Source organism: Brevibacterium sp. 91QC2O2, from assembly GCF_024580695.1.
Taxonomy (GTDB): Bacteria; Actinomycetota; Actinomycetes; order Actinomycetales; family Brevibacteriaceae; genus Brevibacterium; species Brevibacterium moorei.
Map to the genome: position 1 here is coordinate 114,118 of NZ_JANIJY010000001.1, position 14,195 is coordinate 128,312.

The 14,195-nt window shown below is 69.2% G+C and carries 16 protein-coding genes; 11 read left to right on the forward strand and 5 right to left on the reverse strand.

Annotated features, from left to right (window positions below):
- Positions 1-10 precede the first annotated feature (10 nt).
- The 10 genes from NQ036_RS00555 (at position 11) to NQ036_RS00600 (ending at position 10,725) form a co-directional block, all read left to right on the forward strand.
- Positions 11-433 (forward strand): hypothetical protein, encoded by a 423-nt coding sequence (locus tag NQ036_RS00555; protein WP_257056841.1) that lies wholly within the window; start codon positions 11-13, stop codon positions 431-433.
- Entirely contained in the window at positions 433-1,872 is a 1,440-nt protein-coding gene (locus NQ036_RS00560; protein ID WP_257056842.1) for an ATP-binding protein, read from the forward strand. The genes NQ036_RS00555 and NQ036_RS00560 overlap by 1 nt, the downstream gene beginning before the upstream one ends.
- A 17-nt stretch (positions 1,873-1,889) precedes the next feature.
- Positions 1,890-2,552 carry a response regulator transcription factor gene (locus NQ036_RS00565; protein ID WP_257046699.1) on the forward strand — a complete coding sequence of 221 codons (663 nt, stop codon included), beginning with the start codon at positions 1,890-1,892 and terminating at the stop codon, positions 2,550-2,552.
- A gap of 141 nt (positions 2,553-2,693) precedes the next feature.
- A complete protein-coding gene (locus NQ036_RS00570; RefSeq protein ID WP_257046698.1) occupies positions 2,694-3,896 on the forward strand; it encodes a glycosyltransferase family protein in 1,203 nt (400 codons plus the stop codon).
- A complete protein-coding gene (locus tag NQ036_RS00575; RefSeq protein ID WP_257046697.1) occupies positions 3,886-5,148 on the forward strand; it encodes a glycosyltransferase in 1,263 nt (420 codons plus the stop codon). Before NQ036_RS00570 ends, NQ036_RS00575 begins: the two co-directional genes overlap by 11 nt.
- Complete coding sequence (locus NQ036_RS00580) at positions 5,145-6,311, forward strand: glycosyltransferase family 4 protein (protein ID WP_257046696.1); 1,167 nt, start codon at positions 5,145-5,147, stop codon at positions 6,309-6,311. The genes NQ036_RS00575 and NQ036_RS00580 overlap by 4 nt, the downstream gene beginning before the upstream one ends.
- On the forward strand, positions 6,308-8,128 hold the full coding sequence (locus tag NQ036_RS00585; protein ID WP_257056843.1) for an ABC transporter ATP-binding protein: 1,821 nt from the start codon (positions 6,308-6,310) through the stop codon (positions 8,126-8,128). Before NQ036_RS00580 ends, NQ036_RS00585 begins: the two co-directional genes overlap by 4 nt.
- Entirely contained in the window at positions 8,125-9,333 is a 1,209-nt protein-coding gene (locus tag NQ036_RS00590) for a phosphotransferase family protein (protein WP_257046694.1), read from the forward strand. Before NQ036_RS00585 ends, NQ036_RS00590 begins: the two co-directional genes overlap by 4 nt.
- The gene (locus NQ036_RS00595) at positions 9,330-10,229 is read left to right on the forward strand and encodes a phosphotransferase family protein (protein WP_257046693.1); all 900 of its coding nucleotides are present in this window, start codon (positions 9,330-9,332) and stop codon (positions 10,227-10,229) included. Before NQ036_RS00590 ends, NQ036_RS00595 begins: the two co-directional genes overlap by 4 nt.
- A 67-nt stretch (positions 10,230-10,296) precedes the next feature.
- On the forward strand, positions 10,297-10,725 hold the full coding sequence (locus NQ036_RS00600; RefSeq protein ID WP_257046692.1) for a hypothetical protein: 429 nt from the start codon (positions 10,297-10,299) through the stop codon (positions 10,723-10,725).
- 21 nt (positions 10,726-10,746) lie between these two features.
- Here the strand turns inward: NQ036_RS00600 and NQ036_RS00605 are convergent, their stop codons facing one another.
- Positions 10,747-11,304, reverse strand: coding sequence for a YbaK/EbsC family protein (locus NQ036_RS00605; protein ID WP_257046691.1), 558 nt, complete (start codon positions 11,302-11,304; stop codon positions 10,747-10,749).
- Between the two features lie 178 nt (positions 11,305-11,482).
- Here NQ036_RS00605 and NQ036_RS00610 point away from each other — a divergent pair, with 178 nt between their 5' ends.
- The gene (locus NQ036_RS00610) at positions 11,483-11,740 is read left to right on the forward strand and encodes a type B 50S ribosomal protein L31 (RefSeq protein ID WP_257046690.1); all 258 of its coding nucleotides are present in this window, start codon (positions 11,483-11,485) and stop codon (positions 11,738-11,740) included.
- Between the two features lie 72 nt (positions 11,741-11,812).
- On the opposite strand, the gene NQ036_RS00615 is transcribed toward NQ036_RS00610, so the two are convergent.
- The 4 genes from NQ036_RS00615 to NQ036_RS00630 all read right to left on the reverse strand — a co-directional run bounded on the left by NQ036_RS00615 (position 11,813) and on the right by NQ036_RS00630 (position 14,108).
- Entirely contained in the window at positions 11,813-12,382 is a 570-nt protein-coding gene (locus tag NQ036_RS00615) for a hypothetical protein (RefSeq protein WP_257046689.1), read from the reverse strand.
- Positions 12,379-12,594 carry a helix-turn-helix transcriptional regulator gene (locus tag NQ036_RS00620; RefSeq protein WP_257046688.1) on the reverse strand — a complete coding sequence of 72 codons (216 nt, stop codon included), beginning with the start codon at positions 12,592-12,594 and terminating at the stop codon, positions 12,379-12,381. The genes NQ036_RS00615 and NQ036_RS00620 overlap by 4 nt, the downstream gene beginning before the upstream one ends.
- Positions 12,595-12,717: 123 nt before the next feature.
- A complete protein-coding gene (locus NQ036_RS00625; RefSeq protein ID WP_257046687.1) occupies positions 12,718-13,470 on the reverse strand; it encodes an RES family NAD+ phosphorylase in 753 nt (250 codons plus the stop codon).
- Positions 13,467-14,108, reverse strand: a complete 642-nt coding sequence (locus NQ036_RS00630; RefSeq protein WP_257046686.1) for a hypothetical protein — start codon at positions 14,106-14,108, stop codon at positions 13,467-13,469. Before NQ036_RS00630 ends, NQ036_RS00625 begins: the two co-directional genes overlap by 4 nt.
- Between the last annotated feature and the right edge of the window lie 87 nt (positions 14,109-14,195).

Below are 14,195 nucleotides of genomic sequence, written 5' to 3' on the forward strand. Positions count from 1 at the left end.
CGCTTGGAACATGAAACGCCTGACCGGTCTGGGGGTGACCCTGGTCGTGACCCTCGTGACCCTGCTCGGGTGCGCCGTGTTGGTGCACTCGTTGTCCGGCGGGAGCGCCGAGGAACCCGATCTCACCCCCATCCGGGTCACGGCGACGCCCACTGCCTCCGCGCGTGCCACGCAGACCCCGAGCGCCTCCGCCGCCACCCCGGCGCCGAGCCCCTCAGCACAGCGGCGGGCCCGGACTCCCGCTGCTGACTCCGGCGGGGCTGGGCGGGACGAATCTGCACCGCGGACCTCGGCGCCGGACTTCCAGAAGGCCCCCAATCGGCCCAAACACCTCGAAGACGATGACGACGATGAGGATGACGACGAGGACCAGGAGGATGACGACGAAGATGACGATGAGGACGATGACGATGACGATGAGGATGACGACTGATGGGAGTCGTACGCCGGCGCGCTGAGGCCCGCCGCCCGGCCAGCGTCGGTTTCCGTCTGACCGCTGGGGTGACCGTCATCGTCGCCCTGGCGCTGCTGGCCGTCGGAGTCGTGCTCTACATCGCCCAGTCCGCCGCTCTGCAGACCAGGATCGACAGGTCGATGACCCAGGAGATCACCGAATTCCGCGATCTGGCCGCCAGCGGCATCGACCCGGACACGGGTGAGCACTTCAGCAGTGTCGACCGGATGCTCAGCGTCTTCCTCGCGCGCAACGAACCGGAGTCCGCGGAGACCCTGTTCGCCTTCAAAACCGACGGCACCGTCATCTACCAGGGGATCGACGACGGGGTGCTGCGGCAGAAGGAGGAATTCCGGTCCCGTGTCACCGCCATCCAGGACGCCGGCGGCCTGACCGAGGTCAGGATCGGCGGGTCCCTCTACCGGATGAGCGTGCTGCCGGTCAGCCAGCCGGGCCAAGCGGGGGCCTTCGTCGTCGTCCACAATGTCACCACCTCCCGCGGCGAACTCACCGAGTTCATGCGCACCTATGCGATCGTCGCGGTGTTCACCGTCATCGTCGTGGGGTTCCTCTCCGGCTATCTGTCCCGCCGCCTGCTCGAACCGGTGGCCAGCCTGCGCGCGACGGCCCAGTCGATCTCCTCGGGCGCCCTGGACAAGCGCCTGGAGGTCACCGGGCACGACGACCTGGCGGAACTGGGCAATACATTCAACGCCATGCTCGACCGGCTCGAGCAGGCCTTCGAAACCCAGCGGAAGTTCCTCGACGACGCCGGGCACGAACTGCGCACGCCCCTGACGATCCTGCGCGGGCACCTCGAAGTGCTCGACGTCGCCGATGTGGACGACGTCGAACAGACCAGGGAACTGCTGCTCGACGAGATCATGCGGATGTCGCGGCTGGTCGACGACCTGCTGGTCCTGGCCAAGGCCCGCCGCCACGACTTCGTGCGCGCCGAACCGGTCGACCCGGCGGTCCTGCTGCCCGAGGTAGTCGCCAAGGCCAGCGGCCTGGCCCCCCGCCACTGGCACCTCGAACCACCACCACGCACTGTCATCACAGCCGATCCCCAGCGCCTGACCCAGGCCCTCCTCCAACTGGCCGACAATGCGGTGCGCCACACGGAACCCGGGAGCACCATCTCCTTCGGCGCCCAGGTCCACGCCCAGGACGGAACCGTCGACCTGTGGGTCGCCGACGACGGACCCGGCGTGCCCGAGGAGATCCGCGCGGAGATCTTCTACCGCTTCTCCCGCGGCGACACGAACGAATTGGGCGCAGGCCTCGGCCTGGCGATCGTGCAGGCGATCGCCGCCGCCCACGGCGGCCGGGCCTCGCTCGATCCCCCCGATCCGGCCCGCAGCGGAGCGGTGTTCCGCCTGAGCCTGCCAATCGACCCCACCCCATCCAGCGACTGACCGAAAGTACGAGGCCCATGAGCCGTATCCTCATCGTCGAAGACGAACCGCGGATCTCCGCATTCATCGCCAAGGGCCTCAAGGCCGCCGGCTTCACCCCGACCACGGCGGGCGACGGAATCGCCGGGCTGTCCTACGCCCTGTCCGGGGAGTTCGACCTCATGGTCCTCGACATCAACCTGCCTGGCCTCGACGGATTCGAAGTCCTCGACGAACTGCGCACCTCGCGGCCCGAACTGCCCGTCATCATGCTCACCGCCCGGGACGCGGGATCCGATACGGTGGCGGCCCTGGAGGGCGGGGCGGTGGACTACATGGTCAAGCCCTTCAACTTCGCCGAACTGGTCGCCCGCATCCGGTTGCGACTGTCCCAGGCCCAACCCGTTCCGGAGACGCCCACGGAGATCGTCGCCGGCGACGTCCGTATCGACCTGCTCAAACGCCGCGCCTCGGTCGCCGGCACCGATGTGGACCTGTCATCACGCGAACTGACCCTGGCCGCCGTGCTGATGGAGCACCGCGGCCAGGTGCTCTCCCGCGAACAGCTGCTCAGCCACGTGTGGGGCTACGACTTCGACCCGGGGTCCAACGTCGTCGACGTCTACGTGGGCTACCTGCGCAGAAAACTGGGCGCGGACTTCGTCACGACCGTGCGCGGGCTGGGCTATCGCGTGGACTGAGCTGCGACTGCGGCCGGCACCACACGTATAAGAGCCCTCTCATCGACGCCTCATCTGCGCCTTATACCCACCGTGTTGACTGGGAGGCATGGACACAGGACCGCACGGACAGGCAGGCGAGGACGAGCAGGGGGCCGGCAGATGACGTTGACGGTCGCGATGTACTCCCACGATTCCGTGGGACTGGGGCACTCCCGGCGCAATCGGGCGATCGCCCATGCACTGGCCGCGGATCTGCCGCGCCTGACCGGCCAGGACGTCTGCGGGGTGCTCATCGCCGGCCACCCCGACGCGCCCAGGGACTCGCTGCCGGCCGGCTGGGACTGGCTGGTCCTGCCCGGCTTCGCCCGCACCGGCTCCGGCTATGCACCGCGCCGCCTGCAGGTCGGCTCGAAGCGCCTGGCCGGAGTGCGCACCGCGGCCCTGTCCTCCGTGCTCGACGCCCTGGCGCCCGATCTGTTCATCGCCGACCGCCACCCCTTCGGCGTCGGCGGGGAACTGCGCACGCCCCTGGCCCGGCTGCGCGCCTGGCATCCGACCCGCACGGTCCTGGGCCTGCGCGAGGTCCTCGACACCCCCGGGGTGATGGCCGCCGAATGGGACCGTGCAGGCGGCCAGGAACAGATTTGCGAGGCCTATGACGCGGTCTGGGTCTACGGGGACCCGGACGTCTACGATCCCCGCACCACGGGGGAGTTGCCGGCGGGACTGGCCGCCCGCGCCCGGGCCACCGGGTATCTGTCACACGGCCGCCCGGCCGACGCCGGCACCGCACCGGCCGGCCCCTACCTGCTCACCGTGCTCGGCGGAGGTTCCGACGGCGGACCGGTGGCGCGCGCCGCTGCAGCCGCCGAGGTGCCCGCCGGGTGCGAGCACCTCGTCGTGACGGGCCCGCAGATGCCACCGGCCGAGGTCGCTGCCGTGCGCGCCGCCGCCGGCGAGCAGACCCTCGTGCTGAACTCCGCGGCGAACGTGCCGGAACTCATCAGGGGTGCGCGCGCAGTGGTATGCATGGCCGGCTACAACTCCCTGACCGAGGTGCTGGCCACCGACACCCCGGCACTGGTCGTCCCGCGCACGGCCCGCAGAGCCGAACAGCCACGGCGGGCGGCGGCCCTGGCCGGCCTGGGCCTGGTCGACTCACTGTCGCAGGAGGCGTGCACGCCCCAGACGGTGGGTGCCTGGTTCCGACGCGCCCATTCGGGGCCCAGGATCCAGCGCACCGGGGTCGACCTGGAGGGCCTGAGCCGCATCGGCTCGCTGGCCGCCGAACTGCTGGGCTATCCCAGCACCACCGAGACCATGAACCACCAGCAGATGCAGGAGTCCTGTTTTGTCGCCTGAGACGCGTTCCGTCACCGGCTATGTGCTCAAAATGTACCCGCGCTTCTCCGAGACCTTCGTCGTCTCGGAGATCCTGGCCCGGGAGGCCCGCGGGGAGAAAATCGTCATCTTCGCCCTGCGGCCGACCACCGACGCCCGGTTCCATCCCGAACTGGCCCGCGTCGCCGCCGAAGTGATCCACGTGCCCAGGGCCGCGAGCCCCCACCGCTGGTGGGACCAATGGCAGCGGACCGCGCGGTGTGAGAACCTGGCCGGCGGTCTGCAGCGCGCCCTGCCCGAATTGCTGGAAGCCGGCCACGACGATGCCGGCCAGGCCGTCGCCCTGGCCCGCCTGGTCCGCGAACACGGGGTGACGCACTTACACGCCCACTTCGCCTCGGTCGCCACCACCGTGGCCCGCCTGGCCGGGCGGATCGCCGAGCTGCCGTATTCGTGCACCGCCCATGCCAAGGACATCTTCCACATCTCCGTCGACGAGGCCGATCTGGCTCGGAAATTCGCCGATGCCCACCACGTCGTGACGATCAGCCAGTACAACCTGGCCGATCTGCGCCGCCGCTTCCCCGGAACCCGCCTGCACCTGGTCCACAACGGACTCGAACTGGACCGCTTCCCCTACCGGCCGCACCGGGAATCCGGGACACGGATTCTGGCCGTGGGCCGCCTGGTGGAGAAGAAGGGCTTCGGACTGCTGATCGGGGCCGCGGCCCGGCTGCGCGAGCGCGGCACACCGGTGAGCGTGGACATCGTGGGCGACGGCCCGCTGGCCGCCGAACTGGCCGCCCAGATCACCGCCGCAGGCCTCGAAAACACCGTCAGACTGCTCGGGCCCCGCACCCAGGCGGAGGTCCGCACGATGCTGGCCGAACACGATGTGTTCGCCGCCCCCTTCGTCATCGGCTCCGATGGCAACGCCGACGGCCTGCCCACCGTGCTGCTCGAGGCCATGGCATCGGGCATCCGCTGTGTGGCCGGCGACGTCACAGCGGTCTCCGAGGTGATCGTCGACGGGCGCACCGGCCGGCTTGTGCCCACCGGCGACGTCGCGGCCCTCACGGACGCCCTGGCCTCGGCCATCGCCGAGGGCGCCGAGGGCCTGGCCCGGCTGGATGCCGCCAGGGCGCTCATCGAGACCCGCTTCGACTCCCGCCGGCAGGCGGCCCGCCTGGCCGAACTGCAGACGCCGGGCCCCGACACCGCACCCCTGCCACCGGTGGTCGTGAACGAACAGCCGGCGGGGGTGCGCGCATGAGGATCGCCTATCTGCTGGCAGACCCCGGCATCGGGGTGTTCGGAACGAAGGGCGCATCCGTCCACGTCCAGGAGGTCATCCGGGCCCTGCGCCGCCTGGGCCACAGCGTCACCGTCTACGCGGTCCGCAGCGACGACACAGTGCCCGCGGACCTGGCCGATCTGCCGGTGGTCGAACTGCCGGTGGCCCGGACTGCGGACACCGCCGCCCGCGAGCGCGCCATCGCCGCGGCCGCCGACTCCCTGGCGCGTGCGGTGACGGTGGCCGGAGCCGACCTGGTCTACGAACGCTATTCGCTGTTCTCCACCGCGGGCTCTCGGGCCGCCGCGGCCCTCGGCGTGCCCTTCGTCCTCGAAGTCAATGCGCCGCTGATCGACGAGCAGGCCAGATACCGGGAACTGCACGACCGGGCGGGCGCTTTGGTCGCCACCGTGGCTCAGCTGGAAGCGGCACGGGTGGCGACCTGTGTGAGCGTCGGCGTGGCGGACTGGGTCCTCCAGCAGTGCCCGGGGGCCCGGACCCTGGTGGTTCCCAACGGGGTCGACGCCCACCGGATCACCCCCGCCGCACCGACTGCGGGCGGGCCGGCTGCCGACAAGCGGACCTTCACCGTCGGGTTCGTCGGCACACTCAAACCCTGGCACGGCACCCACCTGTTGCTCGAGGCATTCGCCCGCGCCGTCACAGCTGAGGCCGCTCTGCCGGGAGGACCTCGGGTCGACTGGCGCCTCGACATCTGTGGCAAGGGCCCGGAACTGGAGTCCCTGCGCGCTCTGGCCACCGACCTCGGGATCGGTGGGCGCACGCTGTTCCGCGGCGCGGTGGCACCGGCACAGGTGCCCGAAATCCTCCACGGCTTCGACGTGGCGACTGCACCCTACCCCGCCGCGGGCGACCACTACTTCTCGCCCTTGAAGGTCTACGAGTACCTGGCCGCCGGCCTGCCCACGGTTGCCAGCCGGATCGGCGAAATCCCTGGTCTGCTGGGCTCGGACGTCGGTGTCCTGGTGCCGCCCGGCGACGTCGCCGAACTCGCCGCGGCACTCGTTTCCCTGGCCCACGACCCGGTGCGGCGGGCCGCGCTGGGCGCCGCCGCGCGGGACGCGGCAGTCAACCGACACTCCTGGGACCGGCGCTGCGGCGCCTGGCTGGAGCTCGTATGAGCAAGAAGGACAAGATCCGCGCCTCCGCGGTGCGCCGCACGCTGGAAATCATCCGCCCGCATGCGGGTGGCCAGAAGTGGATCGCCCTGGGCGGCCTGATCGCGCTGCTGGGCGATGTGGCCTTCCGCGTGCTCGAGCCCTGGCCCATGAAGTATGCGATCGACCTCGTCTCTTCGAGTCTGGGCGCCCGCCTAGCGGACGGTGCCCAGATCTTCGGCATCGACCTGGGCCGGAACTCCGCCATCGCCCTGGGTTCCCTGGCACTGACCCTGGCGATCATCGTGGGTGCCCGCGCGCTGTGCAACTACGCGGCGACCGTGTGCTTCGCCCTGGCCGGTTCCCGCGTGGCCACCCTGCTGCGCTCCCGGGTCTTCAACCACATTCAGCAACTGAGCCTGAAGTACCACTCCAGGGCCTCCGTGGGCGACACCTCACAGCGTCTGGTCGGCGATGTGGGTCGGCTCCAGGAAGTCGCTGTGACCGCAGGCCTGCCCCTGGTGGGCAACGTCATCACACTGCTCGTCCTCCTGGTCGTCGTAGTGATCCTCGACCCCCTGCTGTCCGCGGTGGTCGTCGTGGCCGCCGCCGCATTCCTGGTCATCAGCCGTTTTTCCGGCCCGAAGATCACAGGGGCTGCCCGTACCACCCGCAAGGGCGAGGGCAAGCTGGTCCACTCCGCGGCCGAGGCGCTGGGCGCCATGCGCGTCGTTCAGGCATACGGACTGGAACAGACCGTCGCCGCGGACTTCGCCGACGGCAACGCCCGCGCGCTCAAGGCCGGGGTCCGCTCCAAGCGGTTGGCCGCAGCCCTCGAACGCTCCACGGACCTGCTGGTCGGCGTGGCCTCGGCTCTGGTCCTTGTCCTGGGCGGCTGGCGGGTACTGTCAGGGGCGATGACGCCCGGCGACATGGTCCTGTTCATCATGTATCTCAAGATCGCGATGAAACCCCTGCGCGATATGGCCAAGTACACCGGCCGGATCGCCCGCGCCACCGCCTCGGGGGAACGGATCGCCGAACTGCTCGACGAACCCATCGACATCGCCGACGCCCCCGGGGCCATCACGATGGGCCGGGCGCAGGGCGACCTGGACTTCGTTGGCCTGGGCAGCCGCGACGGATACGGCCGCAGCCTGTTCACGGACCTGAACCTGCACATCCCGGCCGGCCAACGGGTCGGACTGCTGGGACCATCGGGAGCGGGCAAGTCGACCCTGGCCGGCTACCTGCTGCGCCTGTCCGACCCCGAAACCGGACGGGTGCTTGTCGACGGCCTCGACACCCGCGAGGTCACCCGCGCCGGGCTGCGCGCCAATGTCTCCATCCTGCTCCAGGAATCCGTGCTGTTCGCCGTGAGCATCCGGGAGAACATCCGCTACGGCAGGCTCGACGCCAGCGCCGGACAGATCGCCTACGCCTGCCGGCGGGCCGGCATCCACGACTTCATCGAAAGCCTGCCCGAAGGCTACGACACCGTGCTCGGCGGCCGCGGCGACACCCTCTCAGGCGGACAGCGCCAGCGCATCGCCCTGGCCAGGGCAATGGTCCGCCAGGCGCCCATCGTGATCCTCGACGAGGCGACGACCGGCTTGGACCCCGAATCCCGCGAGGCGATCGTGGGCAGTCTGGACGAGCTGACAACCGGACGGACCACCCTGGCCATCACCCACGATGTCGCGATGCTGCGCGGCCTCGACCGGCTCATCTGGCTCGAGGACGGGCGGATCGTCGAGGACGGCGCACCCGCCGAACTGCTCACCCGACCCGGCGGCAGGGTGGCTAGATGGGCCGGCCTGCAAACCCAGGGGCGGGCATGAGGGCGCCCGCGCACCCGGGAGCGCCATCGGACCCGGCGGATCGCAGCACGGACCTGCCGCAGGATCCCGCCGCGGCCGTGCACGCGCTCGCGGCCCTGCCCGCGACTCCCCGGCTGGCCGATCCCGCGGTGCTCGCCGAGCTCCTGGGAGAAGAGGCGGAACCCACATACGTGCGGATCAAACCGGGGGAGTCCCTCATCGTGGCCTGGCGCAGTGCCGTGCCGGAACCGGCGGAGGATGCGGGCCGAGGCCTCGGCGAACGATCCACAGCGGAGTGCCGCCACGGCTTCTGCGCGATCTTCACCGACCCTGCCAAGATCACAGGGGCGCTGCGGCGGGTCGCCAAGGCCGGATCCCGTATCGAAACACACGAACTGGGGGCCGGCCGGGTCCTGCTGACCGGCCCAGCGAGCGCCGACCCTGCCCTGGCCCACGAGGTCCACGCCGTCGTGAGGACACGCCGCTATGGCACACCGGAGACCTGGACGGTACTGAAATACAACCCCCGGCGCAGACTCATCGTGGCAACCCACGACGACCGCACGGGAGAACCCATCGTCCTGCGCATCGGTACGGGACCCGCCCTACCGCTGGTGCGCGCCACCGCACTGTGGCGCAGCCTGGGCGCCCCCGTCCTGCCCAGCATGTCCGTCGGACGGCGCGGCACCACCAGCGCCAGCCCGCTCTGGGGCGCCGGCGACCTGCACTCGCACCCCGACCCGGCCACAGCCTGTGCTGCGGGGCACGCCCTGGGCGCGCTGCACGCGCACTCCAGGGCGGGCGCCACCACGGGCCAGGAGACCGTGCTGCTCCACGGCGACGCATCTCCGGACCAGATCCTGGTGGCGGACCCGGAAGAGCCCACCGGCCAGAAGCCCGCCATCCGCATCATCGACTTGGACCGGGCGACGCGGGGCCCGGCGGCACGCGATGTGGGATCCTGGCTGGCCGCCTGCGAGGTGATCGACCTGGACCGACCTGGAGAGGGAACCCGGCTGGCCACAGACTTCCTCACCGGCTACGGCGCCACCAGGGACCTCGACGACACCGCCTTCACCGCAGAGGTGCGGCGCAGCCAGTCGACGGCCCTGCGCTCCCGCCTGGACGAACCCCTGCGCGCCCTGCGCCCGGATTGGCAGGATAGACGCGCCCGCCTGGTCGCCCTGGCGCTCGCCGCCCCCACGGTACAAGGACCGCTGCGATGAGCCCGGTACCGGCGGGTCCCCAGGTGGCAGGGCAATCCCTCCCGGACGATCCGCGACTGCCTGCACTGGCTCATTTGGCTGGCACTCTGGTCAGCCACAAGCCGGGCAAGCGCGCAGTGGTGCGCAGTCCGGACGGAACCCGGTACACCAAGGTCGTGAGGCCGGGGAAGGCCGCGAAGATCCTGGCAGGAGTGGAACGGGCCAGGCCCTTCGCCGGTCCCTTCGCAACACCCCGGATACTGACGTCCACGCAGGACACCGTGACCTTCGCCGCCCTGGCCGGAGTCGGCCTACACGATGCAGGGGCGTTCACCGAGGCCGCATGGGAGCGGGCCTGGAGGGCCTGTGCCCAGTCATGGCGGCGGTCCGTCGGGGTCGGAACGGAGGACCTGCCGGGGGACACCCCGGTGCACACGGGCCGGGCGGAGGCCCTGATCCTCACCGACAACCTGGCCCGGGCCGGTGGGGTGGAGCGGATCGATCCGGCCTTCGCCGCCCTGCTGGATGAGACAGCGAATCTGCTGGAGGACCGGGACATCGTTCCCGCACCCTGTCACCGCGACCTCCATGACAAACAGCTGTTGTTCGACGGCTCCACCACGCCCGGTTTGCTCGACGTGGACACCGCCTGCATCGCCGATATCGCCCTGGACCCGGCCAATCTGCGCGCCCACCTGAGATGGCGGGCCCGGCAGGGGATCTGGAGCGCATCGCGCGCCCAGGCGGCAGTGGATGCCGTGGACGAGGCGACGGCGCAGGCGGGCGTGGATCCGGCGGCCCTCGACCTGTACGAACGGGCCACCTGGCTGCGCCTGGGCTGCCTGTACGCCGCGCGCCCGGGCTGGCGGGAAACCGCCGCGAAGCTGCGCCGGGACCTGGTCGCCGGTGGAGTATAGGAGTATTCGGGTCCTTGACCAGGATAGGTCAACCTGAGTGGAGGAGCGTGGGTGAGGAGGCGAAGCGGTGACTTCCATACCGGGACTGCGGGCCACCGCGGGATTTCTGGGGGTGAACGTCTGCGTCGTCGTCATTGCATCCGTGTTCGCCTTCCCCGGCCTGGATTTGACATCCGGAGTGTTTTGGCTCTACAGCCTGTGCCTGGTGGGGGTCAATACCTGCATCGTCTGGTTGTGCTCAGCGCTATCCGGGTACGGCGGGGCGACGCCGCGGCGGCGGAACACGCGGACCGTGGTGGGGACCGGCCTGAGCATAGCCGGATTGTTCGTGCTCCTCTGGATAGTGGCGGGAATCCTGGAGAGCACGGGGCGTGGCGATGGTGGTCTGTTGGGAGTGACTTGGGTGGGCCTGCCCGGAGAGGTCGGCACGATCGCCCAAACATGGGTCTTCGGCTTCCTCGGCCTATTCTCCCCGGACGGGCCCGAACGCGGATAGTGCGGTCGGCCGGCAGGGCACTCAGCCGACTTCGATGCCCAGGTCCTCGATCACCTCGACGCCGGGGACGGCGGCCAGGGTGGCACCGGAGAGGATGAGCTTGGAGCCGCGGATGCCCGAGCCCAGGATGATCTCCGGTGCCTCGGCGACGCGGGTATCGATGAGCACCCGGTAGTTCTCCGGCAGGCCGATCGGCCCGATCCCGCCGTATTCCATCCCGGATTCGGCCACTGCGCGCTCCATCGGCAGGAACGATGCCTTGCGCACGTCGATGAGTTTGCGCACCCGCTTGTTGACGTCGGCCTTGGTATGGGCCAGGACCACGCAGGCGGCGATGCGTTCGTCATCGCCGCGGGTGCCGGCGACCAGCACACAGTTGGCCGAGGCCTCGGGCGCCAGGTCGTATGCCGCGGTCAGAGCCGCGGTGTCGGCCAAGTCGGGGTCGATCGCGAACACGTCGATCGGGCCAGCATCTGCACCCGGGCCGGCCAGCGCTTGGGCGGTGGCAGGGGCCAGGAGATCGGTTCGGGTGGTGGCGGGGACGGTTTCGACCGAGTCGGGAATACTGTTCCATGTCATGGGAATCACTCTATCGGCCATGCGTCCCGGTTGCCGTGAGCTGTGTCCGGGTGGATCACATACGGTATAGTTGTCTTTTGGTCCGAACCCGGATCGAAGAAGAATTTGAGCACTGGCAGGCCATGTGCGCCCTTCAGGGCCCGGCACCAGGGCTCACAGAATTCGAAAGAGGATACTCATGCAGAAGGACATCCACCCGGATTACCACCCGGTCGTCTTCAACGACCTGGCTTCGGGCACCAAATTCCTGACCCGCTCGACGGTCAAGACCGAGAAGACCATCGAATGGGAAGACGGCAACACCTACCCGCTGGTCGACGTTGAAATCTCGTCCGCCTCGCACCCGTTCTACACGGGCAAGCAGCGCATCATGGACTCCGCCGGCCGCGTTGAGAAGTTCAAGGACCGCTACAAGGGCTTCGGCAAGAAGCACTGAGCTTCTTTCCACTGCACTGTGGCCCGCATCCGTAACAGGATGCGGGCCACAGTGTTTTTTGGTGCGGGGCGATCAGTTCTCATCGGGCGCGTCCCAGGCGCTTTCGCGATCGCGCAGGTCTAGGACCTGCTGGCGCCTGCGCCGGATGGCCATGAAGACGATGACGGCGGCCCCGCCGATAATACCGCCGATCACCCCGCCGGTCGCGGTCGATGAGCCGGTGGTGCCGGTGGGCCAGCCGCCCAGGCCCACATCGATCACCGGCTGACCGGTTTGCATGTGATAGGCCAGAACGGCGACGAGGAACAGGGCGAGCACGGCCCCAATCGTCATTGTGACTGCGAAGCGGCGTCCGGTGGTGCGCAGGGTTGCCCGGTTGAGGTCGACCCCTTCGCGTTTGCAGTAGCCGGCGGCCACTACACCCGTGAGCCCGTTGGCCAAGACGGGCAGGAGCGACCACAAGCCGGCCCCGATCAGCGCAAAGAGGATCCCCACGCAGATGCTCACATATGTTCCGACCGTCGCGGTCAGTGCATAGGCCCGCAGGATGATGTCGCGTTCGCGTTCATCGCCCATCGACGGGTCATTCAGCCCCGCCAGACGGTCGGCGAACTCATTGGTGCGTCGTGTGCTATCGGTCATGATTCCTCCAAGGGGAACAGGTCTTCGACGGTCGCGTCCAGGGTGCCTGCGATGCGCAGGGCCAGGTAGACGCTGGGGGCGTAGTCGCCACGTTCGATCGAGATGATGGTCTGACGGGAGACTCCGACGGTTCCCGCCAACTGGGCTTGGGTCAGCCCTGAGGTTTTGCGCCGCCCCTTGAGTGTGGGGACCGGCGTCCGGGCTTCGACCATGGCACCTCTCTTTCGTCAATGTCAATGATGCTTTACACAAAAAAGTAAAGCATCATTGACATATGATGTCAAGAGTTTTTGACATTCACACGAGGTTCCATTCGGCCGGCCGTTGCACGCCCCCTACTGGTCGAGTTCCTCGGAGGTCTCGATGTCGACGGACAGGGCATCGGCCAGGCGATCGAGCAGGAGCCGGCCGGTGCCCTCGAGTAGGGCACCGGAAGCACTGCGGCTGGCGGCCAGATCCCAGACCCCGCGGCCCATCGCGATCCGGTCGGCGAAGAGCACGACGACCTCCCGGGCGGGGGTGCCTGCCAGTTCGGCCTGCCGGGAATGCCAGACGATCCCCTGGAGTGCGGTTCCACCCTGACCCTGGGTATGGATCTCCCGCGCCACTGTGCGGGTACAGGGATAGTGTTCCGGATCACTGGAGGCGATGCCGGAGCGCTTCACCCCCAACTCCACCAGACGCTGATCGCGCAGATCGGCCAGCCGCAGCTGATGCGGAGTCCGGATACGGGCATGGAGTTTGCCCAACAGGGTCCTTTCGTCCACGATGCGCGGATGGGCCTGCGCGACATTGTGCAGACTGGTCTCCAAAAGAGCTGACTCCAGGTCCTCGGCGAGGTAGAGCGTGGGCACGCGCGCCCCGGTGCGCACGGCGTCGAAGGGCGCGAAGCGAGTATCGCCATAGCCGGGGTTGGCCTGGAAATACCCGTCCTGCGCATCATAGACGCGGTACCATTCCCGCCCGGCAGGGAACTGGGCCACCGGCATCCGCCCCGCCCTCGCACAGTCCACCAGCCGAGTCACTGCGACGGGGCAGCCCTCCGGATCCGGGCAGTCCAGGTCCTGCTCCGGAAACGAGTTCCTCACGCGACCTCGGCGCTGACCGGCCGCTGCGTCAACTCCAGTTCCGCTGCCATCCGGGTCGCGGCCCGCAGTGCCCGCCGGGGATTGTCGCCAACGACTTCCGCGGGGATCCCACCGCTGAGTAGGCCGGACGGGCTGGTCAGCCAGGCCCATAGGGACCAGCCGTTCATCCCGGCGGCCAGCAGGGTGCGCACCAGCGGGGTCATGGATGCTTCGAGGGTCCCATCCGCGGTCAGTTGCAGGGCCGGGATGATCGTCTGCCCGGCGACCTTGAGCGTGAACAGGTCGCCGCGCTCCCGCATCCGGGCGACCCAGGTGCGCGCGGAGCTCTCCCGCGATTGGCGCTTCTGGGCCAGGGACCGGTAGGTCTCATGGTCGTGTTCGAGCAGCAGGGCCTCCCGATTGGCTGCCAGCCGCTGCGCCTGCCGTGCGGTCGCCTCCGGAATCAGGGGGATCGCCGCATCCACCATGGCGCGATTGACGTGGGCATAGAGTGCGGAGCGGGCCCGCAGCTGTTCGCGCCCCGTGGCCTGGAACAGTGCAATGGCCTGCCTGACCTCGTCCTCGCTCAGCCCGGTGACCTCGATATGGTCATCCCCGGCGTGGACGCCGACGTTCTCCGGTACCTGCGTGGTGTTCATGCCCATCACCCCTGTTCGCCTCTTGGTATCGAGTGTAGCAATGTAGCGTCCGTATTCAAGATGCTACATCTGTTCGGTACCGTCTGG